Origin of the sequence: Streptomyces sp. NPDC127595 (assembly GCF_042671685.1) — a bacterium.
GTDB lineage: Bacteria > Actinomycetota > Actinomycetes > Streptomycetales > Streptomycetaceae > Streptomyces.
In genome coordinates, this window is the sequence record NZ_JBHXWK010000007.1 from 229,534 (window position 1) to 249,782 (window position 20,249).

20 protein-coding genes, 1 pseudogene and 1 riboswitch are annotated in these 20,249 nt (G+C 69.4%); of the genes and pseudogenes, 13 read left to right on the forward strand and 8 right to left on the reverse strand.

All coding sequences use genetic code 11. The features are described 5' to 3' along the window. Positions 1–11: 11 nt before the first annotated feature. Entirely contained in the window at positions 12–701 is a 690-nt protein-coding gene (locus ACFVKT_RS23620; RefSeq protein WP_385734556.1) for a phosphotransferase, read from the reverse strand. An 89-nt stretch (positions 702–790) separates the two neighbouring features. Beyond that, positions 791–863: riboswitch (cobalamin riboswitch) on the forward strand. A gap of 129 nt (positions 864–992) precedes the next feature. Between ACFVKT_RS23620 and ACFVKT_RS23625 the strand changes: the two genes are divergently transcribed. The 6 genes from ACFVKT_RS23625 to ACFVKT_RS23650 all read left to right on the forward strand — a co-directional run bounded on the left by ACFVKT_RS23625 (position 993) and on the right by ACFVKT_RS23650 (position 7,498). Beyond that, positions 993–2,294, forward strand: coding sequence for a prenyltransferase/squalene oxidase repeat-containing protein (locus ACFVKT_RS23625; RefSeq protein ID WP_385734558.1), 1,302 nt, complete (start codon positions 993–995; stop codon positions 2,292–2,294). Further along, positions 2,291–2,923 (forward strand): SCO2322 family protein, encoded by a 633-nt coding sequence (locus ACFVKT_RS23630; protein ID WP_385734560.1) that lies wholly within the window; start codon positions 2,291–2,293, stop codon positions 2,921–2,923. The genes ACFVKT_RS23625 and ACFVKT_RS23630 overlap by 4 nt, the downstream gene beginning before the upstream one ends. A gap of 22 nt (positions 2,924–2,945) precedes the next feature. After that, on the forward strand, positions 2,946–4,172 hold the full coding sequence (locus ACFVKT_RS23635) for an energy-coupling factor transporter transmembrane component T (RefSeq protein ID WP_385734562.1): 1,227 nt from the start codon (positions 2,946–2,948) through the stop codon (positions 4,170–4,172). Further along, positions 4,169–5,836, forward strand: a complete 1,668-nt coding sequence (locus tag ACFVKT_RS23640) for an ABC transporter ATP-binding protein (protein WP_385734564.1) — start codon at positions 4,169–4,171, stop codon at positions 5,834–5,836. Before ACFVKT_RS23635 ends, ACFVKT_RS23640 begins: the two co-directional genes overlap by 4 nt. Continuing rightward, a complete protein-coding gene (locus tag ACFVKT_RS23645; protein WP_385734566.1) occupies positions 5,833–6,702 on the forward strand; it encodes an ECF transporter S component in 870 nt (289 codons plus the stop codon). The genes ACFVKT_RS23640 and ACFVKT_RS23645 overlap by 4 nt, the downstream gene beginning before the upstream one ends. Positions 6,703–7,078: 376 nt before the next feature. After that, positions 7,079–7,498 carry a transglycosylase SLT domain-containing protein gene (locus tag ACFVKT_RS23650; RefSeq protein WP_385734568.1) on the forward strand — a complete coding sequence of 140 codons (420 nt, stop codon included), beginning with the start codon at positions 7,079–7,081 and terminating at the stop codon, positions 7,496–7,498. Between the two features lie 90 nt (positions 7,499–7,588). Here ACFVKT_RS23650 and ACFVKT_RS23655 read toward each other — a convergent pair whose 3' ends face one another. Next, positions 7,589–7,954 (reverse strand): hypothetical protein, encoded by a 366-nt coding sequence (locus tag ACFVKT_RS23655; RefSeq protein WP_385734570.1) that lies wholly within the window; start codon positions 7,952–7,954, stop codon positions 7,589–7,591. A gap of 230 nt (positions 7,955–8,184) precedes the next feature. Here ACFVKT_RS23655 and ACFVKT_RS23660 point away from each other — a divergent pair, with 230 nt between their 5' ends. After that, the gene (locus tag ACFVKT_RS23660; protein ID WP_385734572.1) at positions 8,185–8,871 is read left to right on the forward strand and encodes a YoaK family protein; all 687 of its coding nucleotides are present in this window, start codon (positions 8,185–8,187) and stop codon (positions 8,869–8,871) included. Positions 8,872–8,923: 52 nt separating this feature from the next. Here the strand turns inward: ACFVKT_RS23660 and ACFVKT_RS23665 are convergent, their stop codons facing one another. Next, positions 8,924–9,859, reverse strand: coding sequence for an SMP-30/gluconolactonase/LRE family protein (locus ACFVKT_RS23665; RefSeq protein WP_385734574.1), 936 nt, complete (start codon positions 9,857–9,859; stop codon positions 8,924–8,926). Between the two features lie 190 nt (positions 9,860–10,049). Between ACFVKT_RS23665 and ACFVKT_RS23670 the strand changes: the two genes are divergently transcribed. Continuing rightward, positions 10,050–10,643: a TetR/AcrR family transcriptional regulator gene (locus ACFVKT_RS23670; RefSeq protein WP_385734576.1), complete on the forward strand. Its 594-nt coding sequence runs from the start codon at positions 10,050–10,052 to the stop codon at positions 10,641–10,643. Positions 10,644–11,055: 412 nt separating this feature from the next. Here the strand turns inward: ACFVKT_RS23670 and ACFVKT_RS23675 are convergent, their stop codons facing one another. The 3 genes from ACFVKT_RS23675 to ACFVKT_RS23685 all read right to left on the reverse strand — a co-directional run bounded on the left by ACFVKT_RS23675 (position 11,056) and on the right by ACFVKT_RS23685 (position 14,125). Next, a complete protein-coding gene (locus ACFVKT_RS23675; RefSeq protein WP_385734578.1) occupies positions 11,056–11,874 on the reverse strand; it encodes a hypothetical protein in 819 nt (272 codons plus the stop codon). Between the two features lie 189 nt (positions 11,875–12,063). Continuing rightward, complete coding sequence (locus tag ACFVKT_RS23680; protein ID WP_385734579.1) at positions 12,064–12,516, reverse strand: hypothetical protein; 453 nt, start codon at positions 12,514–12,516, stop codon at positions 12,064–12,066. A 439-nt stretch (positions 12,517–12,955) separates the two neighbouring features. Further along, positions 12,956–14,125 (reverse strand): steroid 3-ketoacyl-CoA thiolase, encoded by a 1,170-nt coding sequence (locus ACFVKT_RS23685; protein WP_385734581.1) that lies wholly within the window; start codon positions 14,123–14,125, stop codon positions 12,956–12,958. 320 nt (positions 14,126–14,445) lie between these two features. Here ACFVKT_RS23685 and ACFVKT_RS23690 point away from each other — a divergent pair, with 320 nt between their 5' ends. After that, positions 14,446–15,690: a cytochrome P450 gene (locus tag ACFVKT_RS23690; protein ID WP_385734583.1), complete on the forward strand. Its 1,245-nt coding sequence runs from the start codon at positions 14,446–14,448 to the stop codon at positions 15,688–15,690. Between the two features lie 115 nt (positions 15,691–15,805). On the opposite strand, the gene ACFVKT_RS23695 is transcribed toward ACFVKT_RS23690, so the two are convergent. Continuing rightward, the gene (locus tag ACFVKT_RS23695) at positions 15,806–16,219 is read right to left on the reverse strand and encodes an acyl-CoA thioesterase (protein ID WP_385734585.1); all 414 of its coding nucleotides are present in this window, start codon (positions 16,217–16,219) and stop codon (positions 15,806–15,808) included. 17 nt (positions 16,220–16,236) lie between these two features. Between ACFVKT_RS23695 and ACFVKT_RS23700 the strand changes: the two genes are divergently transcribed. The 3 genes and pseudogenes from ACFVKT_RS23700 to ACFVKT_RS23710 all read left to right on the forward strand — a co-directional run. Further along, the gene (locus ACFVKT_RS23700; protein ID WP_385734587.1) at positions 16,237–16,572 is read left to right on the forward strand and encodes a class I SAM-dependent methyltransferase; all 336 of its coding nucleotides are present in this window, start codon (positions 16,237–16,239) and stop codon (positions 16,570–16,572) included. 135 nt (positions 16,573–16,707) lie between these two features. After that, on the forward strand, positions 16,708–17,946 hold the full coding sequence (locus ACFVKT_RS23705) for an IS701 family transposase (protein ID WP_385735022.1): 1,239 nt from the start codon (positions 16,708–16,710) through the stop codon (positions 17,944–17,946). Between the two features lie 280 nt (positions 17,947–18,226). Next, a pseudogene (locus ACFVKT_RS23710) lies at positions 18,227–18,458 on the forward strand (steroid C27-monooxygenase); the annotation flags it as partial. 78 nt (positions 18,459–18,536) lie between these two features. On the opposite strand, the gene ACFVKT_RS23715 reads toward ACFVKT_RS23710, so the two are convergent. Next, on the reverse strand, positions 18,537–19,556 hold the full coding sequence (locus tag ACFVKT_RS23715) for a GlxA family transcriptional regulator (RefSeq protein ID WP_385734589.1): 1,020 nt from the start codon (positions 19,554–19,556) through the stop codon (positions 18,537–18,539). Positions 19,557–19,630: 74 nt separating this feature from the next. On the opposite strand from ACFVKT_RS23715, the gene ACFVKT_RS23720 reads away from it, so the two are divergent. Then, positions 19,631–20,221: a cysteine hydrolase family protein gene (locus tag ACFVKT_RS23720; protein ID WP_385734591.1), complete on the forward strand. Its 591-nt coding sequence runs from the start codon at positions 19,631–19,633 to the stop codon at positions 20,219–20,221. Positions 20,222–20,249: the final 28 nt, after the last annotated feature.

A 20,249-nucleotide genomic window follows, 5' to 3' on the forward strand; every position in this document is an offset into this window, starting at 1 on the left:
GTCTTCTGGGTTCAGGGACGAGCAGATCCCGAAGAGGGCGGCAGCAGCGTACGGACCAACTCCTCGGCCTCGCCCAGGATCTGGACCTCGGTCTCACTCATCGTCGGGTTGACCGCCCGTCGCTGCCTCGCCTCACTGAGTCCGGCCTCGGTCACGCCGGGTGCGCCGTCGCCGAGCATCGCGACCAGCGTCTCGCGGGCCACCTGAGCGTGGGCTTCACCGGCGACGGCGACCTGGGCGAGGATCACGGCGGACATGCCCCAGTCGAGTCCGGGCGGACCCTCCTCGGCGTTGGCCCAGTCGATGACCTTGGGGCCTTCCGGGGTGAGCATCACGTTGTCGGGGTGCAGGTCCAGGTGCAGGACGCGGACTGCGGGGTCGGCGGAGAGCCGGGCAGGCACGGCGTGCAGGGTGCGGAGCAGTCGGGCGAGGGTGACGCCGGCCTCCTGGGGGCCGAGCTCCCCCGCGACGAACGCCTCCAGCATGGTCGGCCCGGACAGCCGCTCCATCACCAGGTCGGTGCGGGTCGCGAGCCGCACACCCGGCGCCGGAAAACCGTGATCTCGTACGTGTGCCATCACCGCCGCTTCGGCGGTGGCGTCTCCCCATCCCCCGCGGATCCGGCGCAGTACCCACGCCTCGTCTATCTCGTAGACGTCCGCCGAACGCCCCGAGCCGAGCAGTCTCCCCGTTGACCTCATGAGCCGAACCTACCCGGGGCTCACAGGCGGCCCTCAGCGGCCGGCCAATGGGCCGGTAGAGTGAACCAGTCGTCATCACACCCGTACGGGGGGAAGCCGGTGCAAATCCGGCGCTGACCCGCAACCGTGAGCCACGTGAACAGGTGGTGAGCCGGATTGCCCCGCCCGGGACGTGACCGGCTCGCGCCATCGGCAGTCCGCCGGTGGCCGGCACCGTCGAGGCATACGGAGCCGGAGCCGCCCGGATACCAGCGTGCCCGGTGCTGCCCGGCTCCCCCACAGGGGAGAGTCATGATCGTTCGCCGCAGCGCCGCGGTTCACGCAGCGGTACACGCAGCGGTTCACGTCACGAGGCCGGCAGCGCTGTTGGCCGCGATCGCCGTGGCCGGTACGGCGTTCACGCCGACCGCCGCGGCCGCGACCGACGACGCGTCCCCCTCTCCTTCTCCTTCCCTCGCGCTCCCCTCCGGTCTGTACGGCTCCGCCGACCCCACCTACGACGGCGTCTGGCGCCAGTCGCTCGCGCTGCTGGCCCAGCACACGGTGGGCGTGACGCCCGCGGCCAAGGCCGTCGACTGGCTGACCGGGCAGCAGTGCGCCGACGGGTCGTTCGCTCCCTACCGCGCCGACGCCACCGCGAAGTGCGACGCCAAGACGATGGTCGACACCAACAGCACCGCGGCCGCCGTGCAGGCCCTCGCGGCCCTCGGCGGGCACGACTCCGAGGCGGGCAAGGCCGTCGCGTGGCTGAAGTCCGTACAGAACAAGGACGGCGGATGGGGATACGTCGCCGGCGGGGCGAGCGACGCGAACTCCACGTCCGTCGTCGCCGGGGCGCTGGCCGCGACGGGCGAGAAGCCCGTGGACGTGACGTCCAAGGGCGGCAGGTCTCCGTACGACGCCCTCGCGGCACTGTCGATCCCCTGCGACGCGGACGGCGGCGGCGCCTTCGCCTACCAGCCCGACAAGAAGGGCAAGCTCGCGGCGAACGCGGACGCCACCGCGGCGGCCGTGACCGGCGCGCTCGGCCAGGGCTTCACCGGCGCCGACGTGAAGCCGACGAGCGACGGCGTCTCCTGCGAGGCCGCGGACGGCGTCGACCCCGAGCGTGCCGCGCAGAACGGCGCCGCGTACCTCGTCGAGTCCCTCGCCAAGGACAAGTACCTCAAGTCGGCGCTGCCCGGAGCCGAGGACCAGCCCGACTACGGCAACACCGCGGACGCGGTCGTGGCCCTCGCCACCGCCGGCCACGCCGACGACGCGGCCGACACGGTGCGCTGGCTGGAGGGACACTCCGCCCAGTGGGCCGAGCAGAGCGGACCGGCCGCGTACGCGCAGCTGATCCTCGCCGCGCACGCGAACGGGGTCGACCCGCGCGACTTCGGCGGCCAGGACCTCGTCAAGCAGCTGGGCGGGACGGGCCCGGCGGCGCAGGCGGTGTCCGACACCTCCACCGCCCCCAGCGACAAGGCGCAGGAGGAGAAAAGCGACGACGCCGGCCTGGGCGTCTGGTGGATCGTCGGCGTCGGTCTCGTCGCCGGTATCGGCATCGGTTTCCTGATCAGCGGCCGCAACAAGAGGCAACGGCTGTGAGCCGACGTCGTACGACTCCCCTCGTCCTGGCCCTGCTCCTGCTCGCCCTGGGACTCGGTTCCGCGGGGCAGGCCCAGGCCGTCGGCTACCGCTACTGGTCCTTCTGGGACCTGACCGGCGGCCAGTGGACGTACGCGACACAGGGCCCCTCGACCACGCGCCCCTCCGACGGCGACGTCCAGGGTTTCCGCTTCGCGGTGAGCGAGGACTCCCAGCACGCGACGAAGCCCCGCGGCGACGCCGACTTCGCGTCCATCTGCGCCAAGTCACCCGCCCAGCAGGGCAAGAAGCGCGTGGCTCTCGTCATCGACTTCGGTACGTCCACGGACGCGCCGTCCGGCGAGACCCCACCGTCCCCGCGCACGGCCTGCGCCCGCGTCCCCTCCGACGCGACCTCCGCGGAAGCCCTGGCCTCGGTCGCCAAACCCCTCCGCTACGACACCAACGCCCTCCTCTGCGCCATAGCGTCCTACCCACAGACAGGCTGCGGCGACCCGGTCTCCACCGCCACCCGCCCCCAGCCCCCTTCCGCCGACCCCGGCCCGTCACTGAGCCTCCTCGCCGGAGCAGCTGCCGTCGCCGCACTGGCGGCGGCGGCAATCTGGCAGACCCGTCGCCGCAGGAACTGACGTGAGGAGAGGTGACACTGCTGTGGGCAATCGTCCCGCAGGGCGATGGGGGTCCCCCGGCTCGAGCGCAGCCGAGAGTGGGGGAGGGTGGGCACAGCCACCAACGCCGGGTGCCGACAAAACCAGGGCCCGCCTCCGGCGCCGTAACCTCACGCCGAAGACGAACCGAACCAACGCCCTGCACCCCGGCGCCTGGTGGATCTGGGCCCTCGGCTTCGGCACCGCAGCGACCCGCACCACAAACCCCCTCCTCCTCACCCTCCTCATCGGCGTGGCCGGATACGTAGTGGCGGCCCGCCGCAGCGACGCCCCCTGGGCCCGCTCATACGGCGCGTTCCTCAAGCTCGGCATCGCCGTCCTCGGCATCCGCCTGGCGTTCGCCGTAGTCCTCGGCTCCCCCATCCCCGGCACGCACGTCATCGTCACGCTCCCCGAACTCCCCCTCCCCCACTGGGCCCAGGGCGTCCGCATAGGCGGCCGGGTCACCGCCGAGGGCCTGGTCTTCGCGCTGTACGACGGCCTGAAACTGGCCGCCCTCCTCATCTGCGTAGGCGCGGCGAACGCCCTGGCGAACCCGGCGCGCCTGCTGAAGTCGCTGCCTGGCGCCCTGTACGAGGCCGGCGTGGCGGTCGTCGTCGCGCTGACCTTCGCGCCGAACCTGATCGTCGACGCCCAGCGGTTGCGCGCCGCCCGCCGCCTGCGGGGCCGCTCCGACCGAGGCCTGCGCGGTCTGCTGCATGTCGGACTCCCGGTTCTGGAGGGCGCGTTGGAGCGCTCGGTCGCGCTGGCGGCGGCGATGGACGCACGCGGCTACGGCCGTACCGCCGAGGTACCGCCCGCTGTCCGCCGCACCACGGCCGCACTCACGCTGGGCGGCCTGCTCGGCGTCTGCGCGGGGACGTACGGACTGCTGACCGCCGAGGGCGGGACCTACGGTCTGCCCCTGCTGCTCGCCGGGCTGGCCGCGGCGCTCGGCGGACTGCGGCTGGGCGGCCGTCGTTCACTGCGGACGCGGTACCGGCCGGACGCGTGGGGCGTACGGGCGTGGCTGGTCGCGGGTTCCGGCGCCGCCGTCGCCGCGCTGCTGATCGTCTCCGCCTCGTACGATCCGCAGGCGCTGCGCCCGGGCGTCGTACCCCTGATGGCCCCCACCCTCCCCCTTTGGCCCGCGGCGGCGGTCCTGCTGGGCCTCCTGCCCGCCTTCATCACCCTGGCCCCCAACTCGACTTCCAGGAAGCAGCCGTCATGATCCGCTTCGAGGATGTCTCCGTGACGTACGACGGGGCGGCCGAACCCACCGTCCAGGGCGTGGACTTCGAGGTCCCCGAGGGTGAACTCGTGCTGCTGGTCGGCCCGTCGGGGGTAGGCAAGTCGACGATCCTGGGTGCCGTCAGCGGTCTCGTCCCGCACTTCACGGGCGGCACCCTGCGCGGCCGGGTCACGGTCGCGGGCCGGGACACCCGCACACACAAGCCCCGCGAACTCGCCGACGTGGTGGGCACGGTGGGCCAGGACCCGCTGTCCCACTTCGTCACGGACACGGTCGAGGACGAACTCGCGTACGGCATGGAGTCGTTGGGCCTCGCCCCGGACGTGATGCGCCGCCGTGTGGAGGAAACCCTCGACCTCCTGGGCCTCGCCGAACTCCGTGACCGCCCGATCGCGACGCTCTCCGGCGGCCAGCAACAACGCGTCGCCATCGGCTCGGTGCTGACCCCGCACCCGAAGGTCCTGGTCCTCGACGAGCCCACGTCGGCCCTGGACCCCGCCGCCGCGGAGGAGGTCCTCGCCGTCCTGCAACGCCTCGTCCACGACCTCGGCACCACGGTCCTCATGGCCGAGCACCGCCTCGAACGCGTCATCCAGTACGCCGACCAGGTCGTCCTCCTCCGCTCCCTGGGAGCCGCTCCGCTGCTCGGCCCGCCGTCCGAGGTGATGGCGGTCTCCCCGGTGTACCCGCCGGTCGTCGGCCTGGGCCGCCTGGCCGGCTGGTCCCCGCTGCCCCTGACGGTGCGCGACGCCCGGCGAAGGGCGGGCGAGCTGCGCGAACGCCTCACCGCCCCGACGCCCCCAACCCCCGTACCGGCACCCACCCCCGTCGCGAGGCCGATCCTCCGCACCCGCTTCCTCCGCAGGCACACCTCGGGGACCCCAACACCCCACCCCCCGGCCGCAGTCGAAGCCCTCGCCGTCCGCCGCGGTCGCATCGAGGCGCTCCGCCGGGTCGATCTCAGCGCCGCCCCCGGCGAGACGATCGCGCTGATGGGACGGAACGGCGCCGGGAAGTCCACGCTCCTCGCGGCGCTGGTCGGGCTGGTCGAACCGGCGGCCGGCTCCGTGCGGGTCGGCGGAGCGGTCCCGCATCGCACCGCCCCGCGAGACCTCGTACGCCGCGTGGGCCTCGTACCGCAGGAACCACGGGATCTGCTGTACGCCGACACGGTCGCCGCCGAGTGCGCGGCGGCCGACGTGGACGCGGGCGCCGAGCCCGGTAGCTGCCGGGCGCTGGTGTCCGAGCTGCTGCCGGGCATCGGCGACGGCACGCATCCGCGTGATCTGTCGGAGGGCCAGCGGCTGGCGCTCGCGCTGGCCGTCGTGCTGACGGCGCGGCCCCCGCTGCTGCTCCTCGACGAGCCGACCCGCGGCCTGGACTACGCGGCGAAGGCCCGCCTGGTCGCGCTTCTCCGCGCGCTGGCCGCCGAGGGCCACGCGATCATCCTGGCCACCCACGACGTGGAACTCGCCGCCGAGCTCGCCCACCGTGTGGTCATCCTCGCGGACGGTGAGGTCGTCGCCGACGGTCCCACCGCCGAGGTGGTCGTCGCGTCCCCGTCCTTCGCCCCGCAGGTCACGAAGATCCTGGCCCCGCAGCCGTGGCTGACCGTCGCCCAGGTGAGGGAGGCGCTCGCATGACGGCCGACCAGTCCCAGCACCGAACCGAACGCCAGAGCCACCGCTCCCGCCGAACCCAGCGCCAGGCGCGGGCCATCCGCCTCGGCCCCCGCTCCGTCCTCGCCCTCGCCCTCACGAGCGCCATCGGCGTCGCCGCCTTCGGCTGGCCGCTCCTCGCCGACCCGACCTCCCAGGCGAGCGCGCACGCGCAGGACGCGCCCTGGCTCTTCGCGGGCCTCCTGGTCCTGCTCGTCGGAGTCGTCGCCGCGACGATCTCGGAGTCGGGGCTCGGCCCGAAGGCCGTGGCGATGCTCGGCGTGCTGGCGGCGACCGGCGCCGCGCTGCGGCCGATCGGGGCCGGGACGGCCGGGATCGAGCCGATGTTCTTCCTGCTGGTGCTGAGCGGGCGGGTGCTCGGGCCGGGGTTCGGGTTCGTGCTCGGGTCCGTGACGATGTTCGCGTCGGCGCTGCTCACGGGCGGGGTGGGGCCCTGGATGCCGTTCCAGATGCTGGCCATGGGCTGGTTCACGATGGGCGCCGGGCTGCTGCCGGGCCCGGACCGGCTGCGCGGGCGCACCGAGCTGGCGATGCTCGCCGCGTACGGGTTCCTCGCGGCCTTCGCGTACGGCACCGTCATGAACCTCGCCGGCTGGCCCTTCATGGACGCGCAGGCCTCGAACGTGGCCTTCGACCCGCAGAGCACCCTCCCGGCCAACCTGGCCCGCTTCGTCGCGTACTGCGTGGCCACTTCCCTCGGCTGGGACCTGGGCCGGGCCGTCGTCACCGTCGCGCTGACCCTCACGCTCGGCGCGACCCTCCTCAAGGCGCTGCGCCGGGCCACGCGGCGGGCCGCTTTCGAGACCCCGGTCACGTTCGAACCCGGGTGACCCGTGGCGCCCGTCACAGCGTCCGGCAGCACCCCGTACACAGGTGCACGCCGTCCGTCACACGAGGGGTGAGCCGTCCCACAGGACCTTGGTCACATACGAAGCGCGGTAGTAGCCGAAAGTCATGACATGTACGCGCCCGCACCCCCTCTGACCTGGGACTTGAGAGCCACATCACACAAGGCACTTTCTACTCGCATGCGACCACCACTAGTAAAAGGGGTCATTGCGGACGGGCTTCCAGCCTGTTTCTCTGGAGCAGTCGCCAGGCGCCGACGAGCCCACCCGGGCCTCGGCGCCGACGCATTCCCACCACGCACCGCGTGGCTCCGGCATGCGTACGACGACTCCTTGTCCCCGAAGAAAAAGGTTCTCCGTGTCCGTCTCCGTCATCCGTCGCATCGCTTCCCCGAAGAAGGCCCTCACCGCTGTCGCCCTGGCCGCCGCTACGACCGGCATGGTGCTGACCGCGACCGCCGCTCCGGCGCAGGCTGCGACGACCTCGGCCTCCTCCGCCAAGACGATCGCGCACAAGATGATCCCGGACGCCGCGCAGTACAACGCGTTCAGCAAGATCGTCGAGCACGAGAGCGGTTGGGACGTCGACGCCACCAACTCCTCCTCCGGCGCCTACGGCCTGGTCCAGGCCCTCCCCGGCTCCAAGATGGCCTCCGCGGGCTCCGACTGGAAGACCAACCCCGAGACCCAGATCGAGTGGGGCCTCAACTACATGAACGACCGCTACGGCAGCCCGGTCGGCGCCTGGAACTTCTGGCAGGCCAACGGCTGGTACTGAGCCACCACACGCACGCGCAGCAGAAAAGGCGGCGGCCCCGAACCCCGGGACCGCCGCCTTCGTGCACCCTCGCACGGCCCCACGCGGGTCTCACCCGCTCAGAAGACTGATCCGCGCCCATTCCAGGCCCGGCACACCGAAGTGAGCGCTGCCCCGGTCGGCGATCGCCACGAACTCCCATCCCGGAGTGTCCGGCTGCCCGATGCTCGATACGCCCCAGGGTCCGCCCAGCTCCCAGGCCGCCCGGAGGACCTCAAAGACCATGTCCGCGGTCGATCCCGGCGGAACGGCGACAGTGAAGCGGACGTTTTGCAGCCCCGGATCCTTCCAGTACCGCCCGGCGACCGCGTCGCCGAGCTCCAGCGGACAGGCTTGCCGGATCCGGGAAACGACCCTGCTCAGCGCCCTGTCGTTGCCGACCCGCAGAAACACCTGCAGATCCACGGAGACATTCATGCGATGTCGATCGGTACGAGTTCCTCGGCTTCCTCGGCTTCAGCGGCTTCCTCGGCTTCCTCGGCTTCCTCGACTTCCTCGACTTCCTCGACGAAGCGTTCCCGCTTCGGAGTCACGCCCAGAATTCTGAACGGCACCTGCCCCCACCCCCACCCAAGACCGTGTTTCACGAGGTGGCGATCCTCGCACCAGTACATGCCCGAGCGCCACGACCATGGTCAACTGGACCGGTGAGCAATGAGCCACCCATCCGTGATCCCGAAGCTCGCGGCCTGCCGCTCGTTGTCGTGCTGCTTGTACTGACTGTGGTCAGTGGGCTGATCGACGCGGTGAGCTATCTGGGGCTGCACCATGTGTTCACGGCGAACATGACCGGCAACGTGGTCGTGCTCGGGTTCGCCGCCGCCGGGGCGCCTGGTTTCTCGGTGCCCCATACGGCGACCTCGCTGGGCGCTTTCCTGGTGGGTGCGGTGGCCGGAGGGCAGGTCGCGACGTGGTTCAGCGGCGGTTCGCTGCGGACCTGGGCCCGGGTGACGCTCGCCGTGGAGGCGGTGCTGGTGGGCGTGGCGTCGGCGGTGGCCTTCGCGGCCCCGGACGCGAACGGCATGACGTACGCGGTCATCGCCCTCGTCGCCCTCGCGATGGGCCTGCGCAACGCGACGGTACGCAAGATCGGCGTACCCGACCTGACGACCACCGTCATGACGATGACCCTGACCGGCCTGGTCTCGGACTCCCATCTGACCGGCGGCAAGAACACCCGGGCCACGCGCCGAGCCGCTTCGGTGCTCGCGCTGCTCGCGGGAGCGCTGCTCGGCGCGTGGCTGGTGCTCCACCACGGTCTGGGGATTCCGCTCCTCATCGCCGCTGTGGCGGTGGGGGTGCTTGCGGTGACCTCGTCGGGCCGGGAGCGGTGACCGACCGGTAGGACACCCGGTCAGCCCGAGACCCGGTCGGCCCGAGATCTGGTCAGTGAGCGATCTGCGCCTCCAACAGGTTCGGGTCCGTCGCCGTGAAGTACGCCCCGCTGGTGACGTACGCGGTGTTCCCCCGTACCGCGACCGAGGTCGGGTTGGACAGGCCGTCGGCGCTGGTGAGCACCGTCGTGTGGGTGCCGTCGGGCTTCACCAGGTAGACCTCGCTCGCGACGTTGACCGCCGCCAGTATGGTGTCGCCCTTGCCGGTGAACGCGAAGTCGTCCATGCCGGACAGCCCGGTGGCCTCGGTCGTGAAGGTGCCGGCGCTGCCGTCGGCGCGGATGGGAATACGGGTCAGAGTGCCCTGGTCGGTGTTGCCGACCCACACCGCACCGTTGTGCACCTTGATGCCGTTGGAGGCGACTCCGGCGGCGCCCGGATCGAACTGCTCACCCGAGGCCCAGAGCTCGACTGCGTCGGTCTTCAGCGAGACCCGCCAGACTCCGCCCTTCTTGGAGTCGGTGGCGTACAGGGTCCCCGTCTTCTGGTCGAGCGCGAGTCCGTTGAGGGCACCGACCTCGGGAAGGGGCGCGATCAGCTCGGGCGTGCCGCCCGGCTGCAGCCGGTAGATGCCGGAGTTCGCACCGGCGTTGTAGTTGACGTACAGCGTGCCGTCGGAGGTGCGGACGATGCCCGACGCCGACGCCGACCCCGTGGTGGCCGCGGGCAGCGTCGCCAGGACCGTGACCTTGCCGTCCTTGTCGATGTGGGCGATCTGCCGGGCCCGGGCGAAGGTGACGTCGGCGGAACCGTTCGGCTCCACGGTGATGTTCTCGGGCTGCTGCTTGGTGGCGACGTCGAAGTGCGCGACCACCGTCGGGTTGGTCAGCGGTGCGGTGACCGCGAACGCGGGGGCTACCGCGAGCGTCGTCGCCATTCCGGCCGCCAGGACGGTGGTCAGCAGGGACACAGCTCGGTAGGAACGCATAAGAACCTCCACTTAAAGGCAATACGGCCGCCGCCGGGAACACTCCCGCCGGGGCGACGCCCATGCTCACACCTGAAGCTGTCACCGGCCTGAGAAGATCGGCAGGCACCGTGGCATCATGAGCAAACGGAACCAAGTTCCGTTAGCGACGGCGGGCGAGGACAGAGAAAAACTAAGGAGCGGCGGCACCGTGAACGACAGCGAAGAAGGAGCCGGCCACGCAGCCGCCCCGTCCAAGCGCAAGGACGCCCGGCGCAACAACGAGACCCTGCTCGCCGCGGCCGCCGCGGTCTTCGTCACCTCGGGCGTGGAGGCACCGGTACGCGACATCGCGGCCGAGGCCGGCGTCGGCCTCGGCACGATCTACCGCCACTTCCCGACCCGCGCGGACCTCATCATCGCGGTCTACCGGCACCAGGTCGAAGCCTGCGCCGAGGCCGGTCCAGCCCTCCTGGCGACCAGCGCAACCCCGCACGCCGCACTGGGCCAGTGGATCAACCTCTTCGTCGACTTCCTGGTCACCAAACACGGCCTCGCCGCCGCACTCCAGTCCGACAGCGCCGGCTTCGAAACCCTGCACGCCTACTTCCTCGACCGTCTCCTGCCCGTCTGCGCCCAACTCCTCGACGCAGCAGCCACTTCCGGCGAGATCCGCCCCGACATCCAGGCCTACGAACTCATGCGAGGCGTCGGCAACCTCTGCGTAGGCGCCCACAACGACCCCCACTACGACGCCCGCCACCTGGTCGAACTCCTCATCGCGGGCCTACGCCGGGCAAGCTGATCGCCAGCATCCCGGCGTGAAATAAGAGAATTGCGCGGTCAAACCTGCTCGCCAATCTGGAAAGGCAAGTAGGCGCCATACATAAGTGAACATTTGATTCTGTGCCCACTGGACAACCGAATGACGGCCGTCAAGGCAAACAAAAAGGTCCAGACCCCCACAGGAACGAAAACCCACTCGAGGCCACCCACGAAAAGGAAGACCAGGCAGGCGACCAGCCACACCAAAATCCCCCACCAAGCGTCTCTGATCACCTCTCCCCAACCGATTCGCAGTCCGGACTCGCCACGATCGACCAGATAATCAAGGCGAATGTGTTCGAGCGTCTCACACCGACTTCTGTCCATTGCCACCACAGTTTCCACACCGCCGAGATCACCGTTGTCATCGGAACCGGAATTATTCGTCGGTCTCAGACGCCGCTCGCGTCCTCGAAGACCAGGCGCATATCCGGATGGGCGGGGTCCTCGCGAGGAATGCCGGGCGGCAGCACGGGTGCGAGTGCCGTGAAGGCCCCGCGCATCGCGTGGTCCGAGTATCCCGCCAGAGTCTCCGACGCCTGCAGCAGCAGCCCGCCGCTCCTCAGCTCCTCCACCCGGTGGAACGCCCCGGTCGCGGCCAGCCCCTGCCGAGCGGCCAGCTCGCTCGGCACACCGGTGACCCATGAATAGCCCCGCAGATACGAGCGGGCCTCCCGCAAGGACTTTCTGCGGCTGCGCCGCAGACCCGCTTCGAGGTCGGTGGTGTACGAGAAGTTCCCGTGCTCCACGCGAGCGAAGACCGGGTTGCCCCCGTCGAGCGCCTCGGCCAGGAAGTCGACAACGCCTGAGCAGAGGGCCGGATCACCGATCCGGTCACCGGCCGTGAGATCCACGGCAAGCCCCGTATGAGAACCTCCGCGCCCTTCGTGCGAGCTGGCCACCCGCCCGAAGTCCTCGGTCCAGTCGTCCTCTTCGTCCTCGTCCGGCAGCGAGGAATGGAAGCCGACACTGGCGTAGAACGGATGCCGTCGCAGTTGGTCGCTCAACGCCGGCAAATTCTCGCGTACGTCCTTCAGACGGAAGTCCCTCCCACCGCTCATCGACTCGGTGATGAGCGCGTAGGATCCGCTGGTCTCCTCCCTCCCGTCGGAGAAGAAGTGGCCGATCGCCGACCGGTACCAGGAGACGAGAACCTCGCCGCGCGCGACGGGCGCCTGTTCGTCGATGGTTGCCCGGATGGTCACATCCATGCCCGGCGACTCGCCTTCCCGGTTGAGCCACACACCGACACCGATCCCACGGCGCCCCGGCAAGGGCATCCGTCCAGATCGGCGAGGAGGTCCAAAGGGTTCACGCCAGAGTCCAGTCCGTCGTTTCCATCGGAAACCGAACCTACCCGTCCCAGTGATGCAGCCGACACGAACCACCGAATCACGTCGTCACTGAAGGGTCAGCACCTGGTTCTCGTCCTCCTGCGTGGCCCACAGGACGGTCTTCCCTCCGGATTCGCCGGTCCACATGGTGGCCGTGCAGCCGTCCTCGAAGCGGAGCAGTACGGAGGTGGAGTCACCGTCGTCGATGGAACTCCACGTGCCGTCACCCGACTTCATCCGGAGTCCGTCCAAGGGGCAGGAGAAGTACTTCAGATTGAGGCCAGTCGCTGAGAAGCCCTTGTCCTCCTTCAACGCCAACTCGGCTGCCTCGCCTGTCCAGTTACGCACCAGGGAGCCGCTCTGGACCAGTTTCCCCTCCGGATACCGCCCATAGTCTGTCGACACGTAGCAGCTGGACACCAGCAGGACCGCCACGGCGGGTATCGCCACCTGCCGCAAAGCCACCCACAGCCAGGCTCTACGGCACTTCGCGCCCGGCTGATCTCGGCGCTCGCTCACCCATATCCCGTTCATCAGTTGAGACCGCGCCTCAGAACCATGCGCAGTCCTCTGCGGTTGAACGTCCTCCAGCACTCCGTCACATTGTGACCGCTGTTGTCACGCGTGCTGTGGTTCTTCCCGTTGAAGAAGGTGAAGAAGAAGGTGAAGAACACGTCTCCACCCTGGAGTGGAACGGCGCCTTCTGCGCGGGAATCCGCTTCGTGTGGCCAAGGGCAGCGGCCCCGTAGTCGATCGTGGGCTTGCGAAACTCCCGGTTCCCTCCCCCCTTGTCGACCTTCGACGGGCTGTAGGGGGCCCATCGACCCCTGGAGCCGGCTCGTGCCCGGGCTCCGACACCGTAGTGGGGCGGGCCCGGGGGGCATCGCCGGCCTTGAGCTTCGGGTTCCTGCCGCAACCGCCGACGGCCCCGGCCTCCTTCCCGTCGACCAAAGGACGACTACAGCCGCTGAATGATCGTCCCCGTAGCCAGCCCCCCACCCGCACACATAGTCACCAGCGCGAACTCCTTGTCCCGTCGCTCCAGTTCATGCAGGGCCGTGGTGATCAACCGCGCCCCGGTCGCCCCCACCGGATGTCCGAGGGCGATCCCGCCGCCGTTGACGTTGACCTTCTCCAGGTCTTGTTCGAAGACCTGGGTCCAGCTCAACACCACTGACGCGAAGGCCTCGTTGATCTCGACGAGGTCGATGTCCTTCAGGGACATGCCGGCCTTGCCGAGCACCGCGCGTGTCGCGTCGATCGGGCCGTCGAGGTGGAAGTGCGGGTCGGCGCCGACCAGAGCCTGGGCGACGATCCGGGCGCGCGGGCGGAGCTTCAGCGCGCGGGCCATCCGCTTGGACGCCCACATGATCGCGGAGGCGCCGTCCGAGATCTGGGAGGAGTTGCCGGCCGTGTGGACGGCGGTGGGCATGACCGGCTTCAGGCGGGCCAATGCCTCCATGGACGTGTCACGCAGACCCTCGTCACGATCGACGAGCCGCCACATGCCCTGCCCGGCCCGCTGTTCCTCCTCCGTCGTCGGCACCTGCACCGCGAAGGTCTCGCGCTTGAAGCGTTCCTCGGACCAGGCGTTGGCGGCACGCTCCTGCGAGATCAGCCCGAGCGAGTCCACGTTCTCGCGGGTCAGACCCCGATTGCGTGCTATGCGCTCCGCCGCCTCGAACTGGTTCGGCAGGTCGACGTTCCACTCGTCGGGGAACGGCTTGCCCGGCCCGTGCTTGGACCCCGACCCCAGCGGCACCCGCGACATCGCCTCGACTCCGCAGGAGATCCCGACATCGATGACGCCCGCCGCGACCATGTTGGCGACCATGTGCGAGGCCTGCTGCGAGGAGCCGCACTGACAGTCGACCGTCGTCGCGGCGGTCTCGTACGGCAGGCCCATGGTGAGCCAGGCGATACGGGCGGGGTTCATGGACTGTTCGCCGGCGTGGGTCACCGTGCCGCCGACGATCTGCTCGACGCAGTCGGCCTGGATCCCGGTGCGGCCCAGGAGTTCACGATAGGTCTCGCCCAGCAGGTAGGCGGGGTGCAGATTGGCGAGCGCGCCGCCGCGCTTGCCAATGGGGGTGCGTACGGCTTCGACGATGACGGGTTCCGCGACCATGGGGGCTCGTCCTCTCCTTGGGCCTGTCCACCCGCGCGGCGCGGGCGTCCCGGCCACCCGCCGCGCCGAACTAGTACGCGTTCTAGTTCTGTCTGCAGTCTGCTGAGCAAACCCCCGGCGCCGCAAGGGTCGTGCAGCCGTGGAAGTCGCGTTCCGTACGAATCCCGCACACGATTCGGGCTGCCGTGCCCCTTGCGAGTTGTAGAACCCGTTACTACCTTCACGGCAGCCTCCAGTCCCTGATGGGCCGTCAGAACTGTCGGAACCGTCGGGGACACCGAGAAGAAACCAGAAGGCCGTCTGAACGGCGGGAGTTGCCGATGCCCTGTCCAGCGCTGCCCGACGGGTTCGATTTCACCGACCCCGATCTGCTGCACCACCGGGTGCCCCTCCCGGAGTTCGCCGAGGTGCGCGCGACCGAACCGGTCCACTGGATCGCCCAACGGCACGGAATAGCCGGCTTCCAGGACGACGGCTACTGGGCTGTGACGCGGCACGCGGACGTCAAGTACGTCTCCACACACCCCGAACTCTTCTCCTCGTTCCTCAACGCCGCCGTCATCCGCTTCAACGAGCACATGAAGCGCGAATCGATAGAGGTCCAGCGCCTGATCATGCTCAACATGGACCCGCCCGAGCACACCCGGGTCCGCCAGATCGTGCAGCGCGGCTTCACCCCGCGCGCGATCCGCTCACTGGAGAACGCCCTGCGCACCAGGGCCGCTTCGATCGTCGAGAGCGCGCTCGCGGGCGCCGGCCCCGACGGCGCCTTCGACTTCGTCACCCAGGTCGCAAGTGAACTGCCCCTCCAGGCCATCGCGGAGCTCATCGGCGTCCCGCAGGACGACCGCGCCAAGATCTTCGACTGGTCCAACAAGATGGTGGCGTACGACGATCCGGAGTACGCGATCACCGAGGAGGTCGGCGCCGAGTCGGCCACCGAACTCATCTCGTACGCCATGAATCTCGCCGCCGACCGCAAGCAGTGCCCGGCCAAGGACATCGTCAGCACGCTGGTGGCGGCGGAGGACGAGGGCAACCTGGCCTCCGACGAATTCGGCTTCTTCGTCCTGCTGTTGGCCGTCGCCGGCAACGAGACGACCCGCAACGCCATCACCCACGGCATGCACGCCTTCCTCACCCACCCCGACCAGTGGGACCTCTACAAGCGTGAACGCCCGAAGACCACCGCCGAGGAGATCGTCCGCTGGGCGACCCCCGTCGTCTCCTTCCAGCGCACCGCGACCCAGGACACCGAACTGGGCGGGCAGCAGATCCAGAAGGGCCAACGCGTCGGCATCTTCTACTCCTCCGCCAACAACGACCCCGAGGTCTTCGACCGGCCGGAACTCTTCGACATCACCCGCGACCCCAACCCTCACCTCGGCTTCGGCGGCGGAGGCCCGCACTTCTGCCTCGGCAAATCCCTCGCCACCCTGGAAATCGACCTCATCTTCAACGCCATCGCCGACGCCATGCCGAACCTCCGCCTCGCCGGCGACCCCCGCCGCCTCCGTTCCGCCTGGCTCAACGGCGTCAAGGAACTCCAGGTCAGCCCCACGTAACGTCGCATTAGGGAACGCCAGGTCAGCCACCCATAAAACGCCCACCCACGCTCGGGCCGACGGCCTCCCGGCACCGTCGGCCCGTCTCACCGGAGGCAGAGGCACCCCCGTCTGATCACTGCTTCACCAGAAGCTCCTCTTCGAGGAGGCTCCGGGTCGAATCGGTCCACGGCGCGGGTTTCCACGTGCGCGGATCGAGTTTGACAATCACGCGGCGACCATGGGCGTGCACGGTTTCTTCGGAATGAAACCGGAAGGCGAACGTCGCGCTGGTCCTGCCCAGGTTTTCGATCCAGAATGTGATCTCAACCGGACCGACTCCCCTAATGGATTGTTCAAATGTCACGGCCAGCTCACGAACGACGACGTTGATATCCTCATGCCCATAAGTGAGCCCCACTCCGGTGAAGTAGGAAGTAATGGCACGTTCGAGGATCGCCGCATACTTGCCGTGGTAAAGCATGCCGAAAGCGTCGAGATCATCAAAGAAGATTCCGACGGTTTCCGTGTGACTCTTCTGATCGCTCATCTCATGATCGTAGGTGCGTGCGCAGGAGGTCGCCACGTAAACCATCGGCTCGAAGGGCCCGTTCGACCGGTATTTCGAGACCCTTGGGAGTCGTCCTGCGCCCCGGCGACCCCGCTATTCGGGGCTGGAGCTGGGCATCCGCCTTCGCCCGACCCGGCCTCCCCCGAGTTCCCGAATTCTTACCAAACTCACAGCGTGCGCACTACGTACCCGCCGGTCTGCGAGAAGACTGGGAAGACGCTTTGCCGGCCGCAGGGTTCGACCGGAGCGAGAAAACCGTGTGGATCACCGAAGGCGCCCTCCCATGCCTGCAGGCCATACCCCCGGGGGCTAGTACTCCAGCAGCACTTTGACGTTTTCCCTGTTCAGGGGCGTTTTGGGCGAGTGTAGTGGGCCGGTTGACGGTCCGTTTCCTCTTTCCCGGACCGCCCCTCGATCGTGTGCAGCCGCCGCTGATGGTGGCAACGGCGGGGCAGCCTCCTGGCGTGATCGACGAGCGTGCAGTTGAGATCTGGAACGACGAGCTCGAGGAACCGTTCCTGCGTACCGGCCACCGCTTCAGGCGCGTCGAGCCGCGTCGCAGGATGCGTGACTACATCCGTGGACTGCTGGGCCCGGTCGGCCGCAAGAACGGCTGGCAGCTGGCCGAGTACGCCGGACACCGCACACCCGACCGCCTCCAGCGGCTCCTCAACGGCGCCCGCTGGAACGCCGACGACCTCCGCGACGACCTGCAGCACTACGTTGCCGAACGGCTCGGCGAGCCCGATGGGATCCTCATCCTCGACGACACCGGCTTCCTCAAGAAAGGCACCACCTCGGCCGGCGTGCAGCGCCAGTACTCCGGCACCGCCGGCCGCACCGAGAACTGCCAGATCGGCGTGTTCGCCGCCTACGCCACCACACGCGGACGCGCCCTGGTAGACCGGGAGTTGTATCTGCCCAAGTCCTGGACCGACGACCGCGACCGCTGCCGCGCCGCCCACATTCCGGACGAGCGGGCCTTCGCCACCAAGCCCGACCTGGCCAAGACCATGGTGCTGCGTGCGATCACCTCACCACTGCCGATCGCCTGGGTGACCGCAGACTCCGCCTACGGCCAGGAGTGGCGGCTGCGCCGCATGCTGGAGGAGACCGGCCTGGGGTATGTGCTCGCGGTCCCCAAGTCCCAGCAGGTGCCGCACTTCGGACGCATCGATCACCTCTTCTCCCAGGCCCCCGACGAAGCGTGGGAGCAACGTTCGTGCGGTGACGGCGCGAAGGGTCCGCGCGTCTACCACTGGGCCGCCCTGCAGATCACCTCCATCGAGGACTTCGACGGCGAGATGCCCACCCACCAGCGGTGGGCGCTGGCACGCCGCAGCATCAGCAAACCCGGGGAGATCGCCTACTACCTCTGTTACGCGCCGCTCGGCACCGCGGTCGAGCACCTGGTCCGTGTCGCCGGGATGCGCTGGGCCATCGAGGAAGCTTTCCAGGCCGCGAAGAACGAGTGCGGCCTCGACCAGTACGAAGTCCGCCGCTACACCGGCTGGATGCGGCACATCACCCTGGCCATACTGGCTCACGCGTTCCTGGCCGTGATGGCCGCCGACGCTGCGGCAAAAGGGGCAGCAGAAACGGTTCCTGCCTCGCGCCCCTCACCGTGGCAGAAGTTCGGCGGCTCCTGGCAACTGGCCACTCATCCCTCGCCGTTCACCAACACCTCACCAGTGCACGCGCCCTGAGATGGTCACACTGGCGCAGACGACGTCAAGCCGTCGCCCGCCGTTGCCACCATCAGCGGCGGCTGCACACGATCGAGGGGCGGTCCGGGAAAGAGGAAACGGACCGTCAACCGGCCCACTACACTCGCCCAAAACGCCCCTGAACAGGGAAAACGTCAAAGTGCTGCTGGAGTACTAGTGCTCCAGCAGCGTTTCGCTATTCCTGCTGGTCAGGTGCAAGCTGCCAGGAGCTTGCGGATTTCCGCCACGCAGAGGGGCGCGAGGAGGCCGGAACTGTTTCTTCGACCGGCCGGAACTCTTCGACATCACCCGCGACCCTAACCCCCCACCTCGGCTTCGGCGGCGGAGGCCCGCACTTCTGCCTCGGCAAGTCCCTCGCCACCCTCGAAATCGACCTCATCTTCAACGCCATCGCCGACGCCATGCCGAACCTCCGCCTCGCCGGCGACCCCCGCCGCCTCCGCTCCGCCTGGCTCAACGGCGTCAAGGAACTCCAGGTCAGCCCTACGTAACGCGCACATCCGCGCTCGGGCCGACGACCTCCCGGCACCGTCGGCCCGTCCCGTGGGAGGCAGGAGCACCCACCACCCCTACGCCCCGCCCCTGCCTCCCCCGCCAGCACCTGCACGACCCGCGTGACCACCTGCGAACGCCGCACGGTACGCACGCGGGCTCGTCGCGAGCCGCGCCGCGAAGTGCTGCCGCATGGTGATCTCGCTCCCGAAACCCGCCCGGCGCGCGACCTCGGGCATGGCCAGGCCGGTCCCCTCCAGCAGCCGCTGCGCGGCCGCGACCCGCTGATCCAGCAACCACCGCACCGGAGTTGACCCGGTGGCCGCCACGAAGTGCCGCGCGAACGACCGCGGCGACATCCCGGCGCGCGCGGCGAGCCGCGGCACGGTGAGCGGCTCGTGGAGATGCCCGAGCGCGTACTCCCGTACGGCGGCCAGCGCGTCCGCGTCCGGGTCGGCCGGTGCGGCCGGATGCTCGATGAACTGCGCCTGGGTGCCGGTCCGGAAGGGCGCCGTCACCATCGAACGAGCCACCGCAGCCGCTGCCTGCGCACCATGAGCGGTACGGATGAGATGCAGGCACAGGTCGATCCCGGCGGCCGTCCCCGCCGCCGTCCAGATGTTGCCGTCCTCGACGAACAACGCGTCAGGCTCGACCCGCACCCCCGGATGCCGTTCCCGCAGCAGGTCGACCAGGTTCCAGTGCGTCACCGCGCGCCGGCCTTCCAGCAGCCCCGCCTGCGCCAGCGTGAAGGCGCCGCCGCACAGCGCGGCGATGGTCGTCCCCCGGGCATGGGCATGCCGCAGCGCCTCCAGTACGGGTCCCGGCGCGGGTGTGACGTGATCATCCAGCCCCGGAACGACGATCAGCTCGGCCCTCGCCAGCCACGCCGGCGTCCGGTCCGGGGTGACCGCCAGTCCGCCGCGCATCGCCACGGGAGCGGGGTCGGCGGCAACCCGCCGCAACTCGAAGGCGGGTGCGCCGCGGTCGGTACGGTCCACGCCCCACACCTCGGTGATCACGCTGATGTCGAAGGCCCGGACGCCGGGGAAGGCGAGAAGGGCGATGCGGTGAACGCCTGTCGTCGACTGAGTCACTCTGGCAGTAAACCATCGAACGCTGACTTCCTGCCTCCTGGGGCGAGCTCATCAAGGTCGGCACGATGGTCCCCATGGAGATCACAGAGAACGCAGCGCTGGTAGTGGTGGACGTACAGCAGGGCTTCGACGACCTCGAGTCCTGGGGCCCGCGCAACAACCCCGCCGCCGACGAGAACATCGCCTCCCTCATCGCCGCCTGGCAGGACACCGGCCGCCCGGTCGTCTTCGTACGGCACGACTCGACCAAGCCGGACTCGCCGCTGCGGCCCGGACAGCCCGGCAACGACCTCAAGGGGTACGTCGAGCAGCGCCGCGGGCTCGGCAAGGGCCCGGAGCTGTTCATCACCAAGACGGTGAACTCGGCGTTCTACGGCACACCCGACCTGGACGCCTGGCTCAAGGCGAAGGGCATCACCCAGATCGCCATCGCCGGCATCCAGACCAACATGTGCGCGGAGACCACGGCCCGCATGGGCGGCAACCTCGGCTATGACGTCCTGTTCGCCTTCGACGCCACGTACACCTTCGACCAGGCGGGCCCGTTCGGCTGGAACCTGACGGCCGACGAACTGTCCCGAGCGACGGCCGTGACATTGCACGGCGGAGGCTTCGCCCAGGTGGTGACGGCGGAGGCGCTGGTGTCCGCAGCCTTCTCCGCATAGCAAGTCATTAGCAAACGCACAGTAGGCC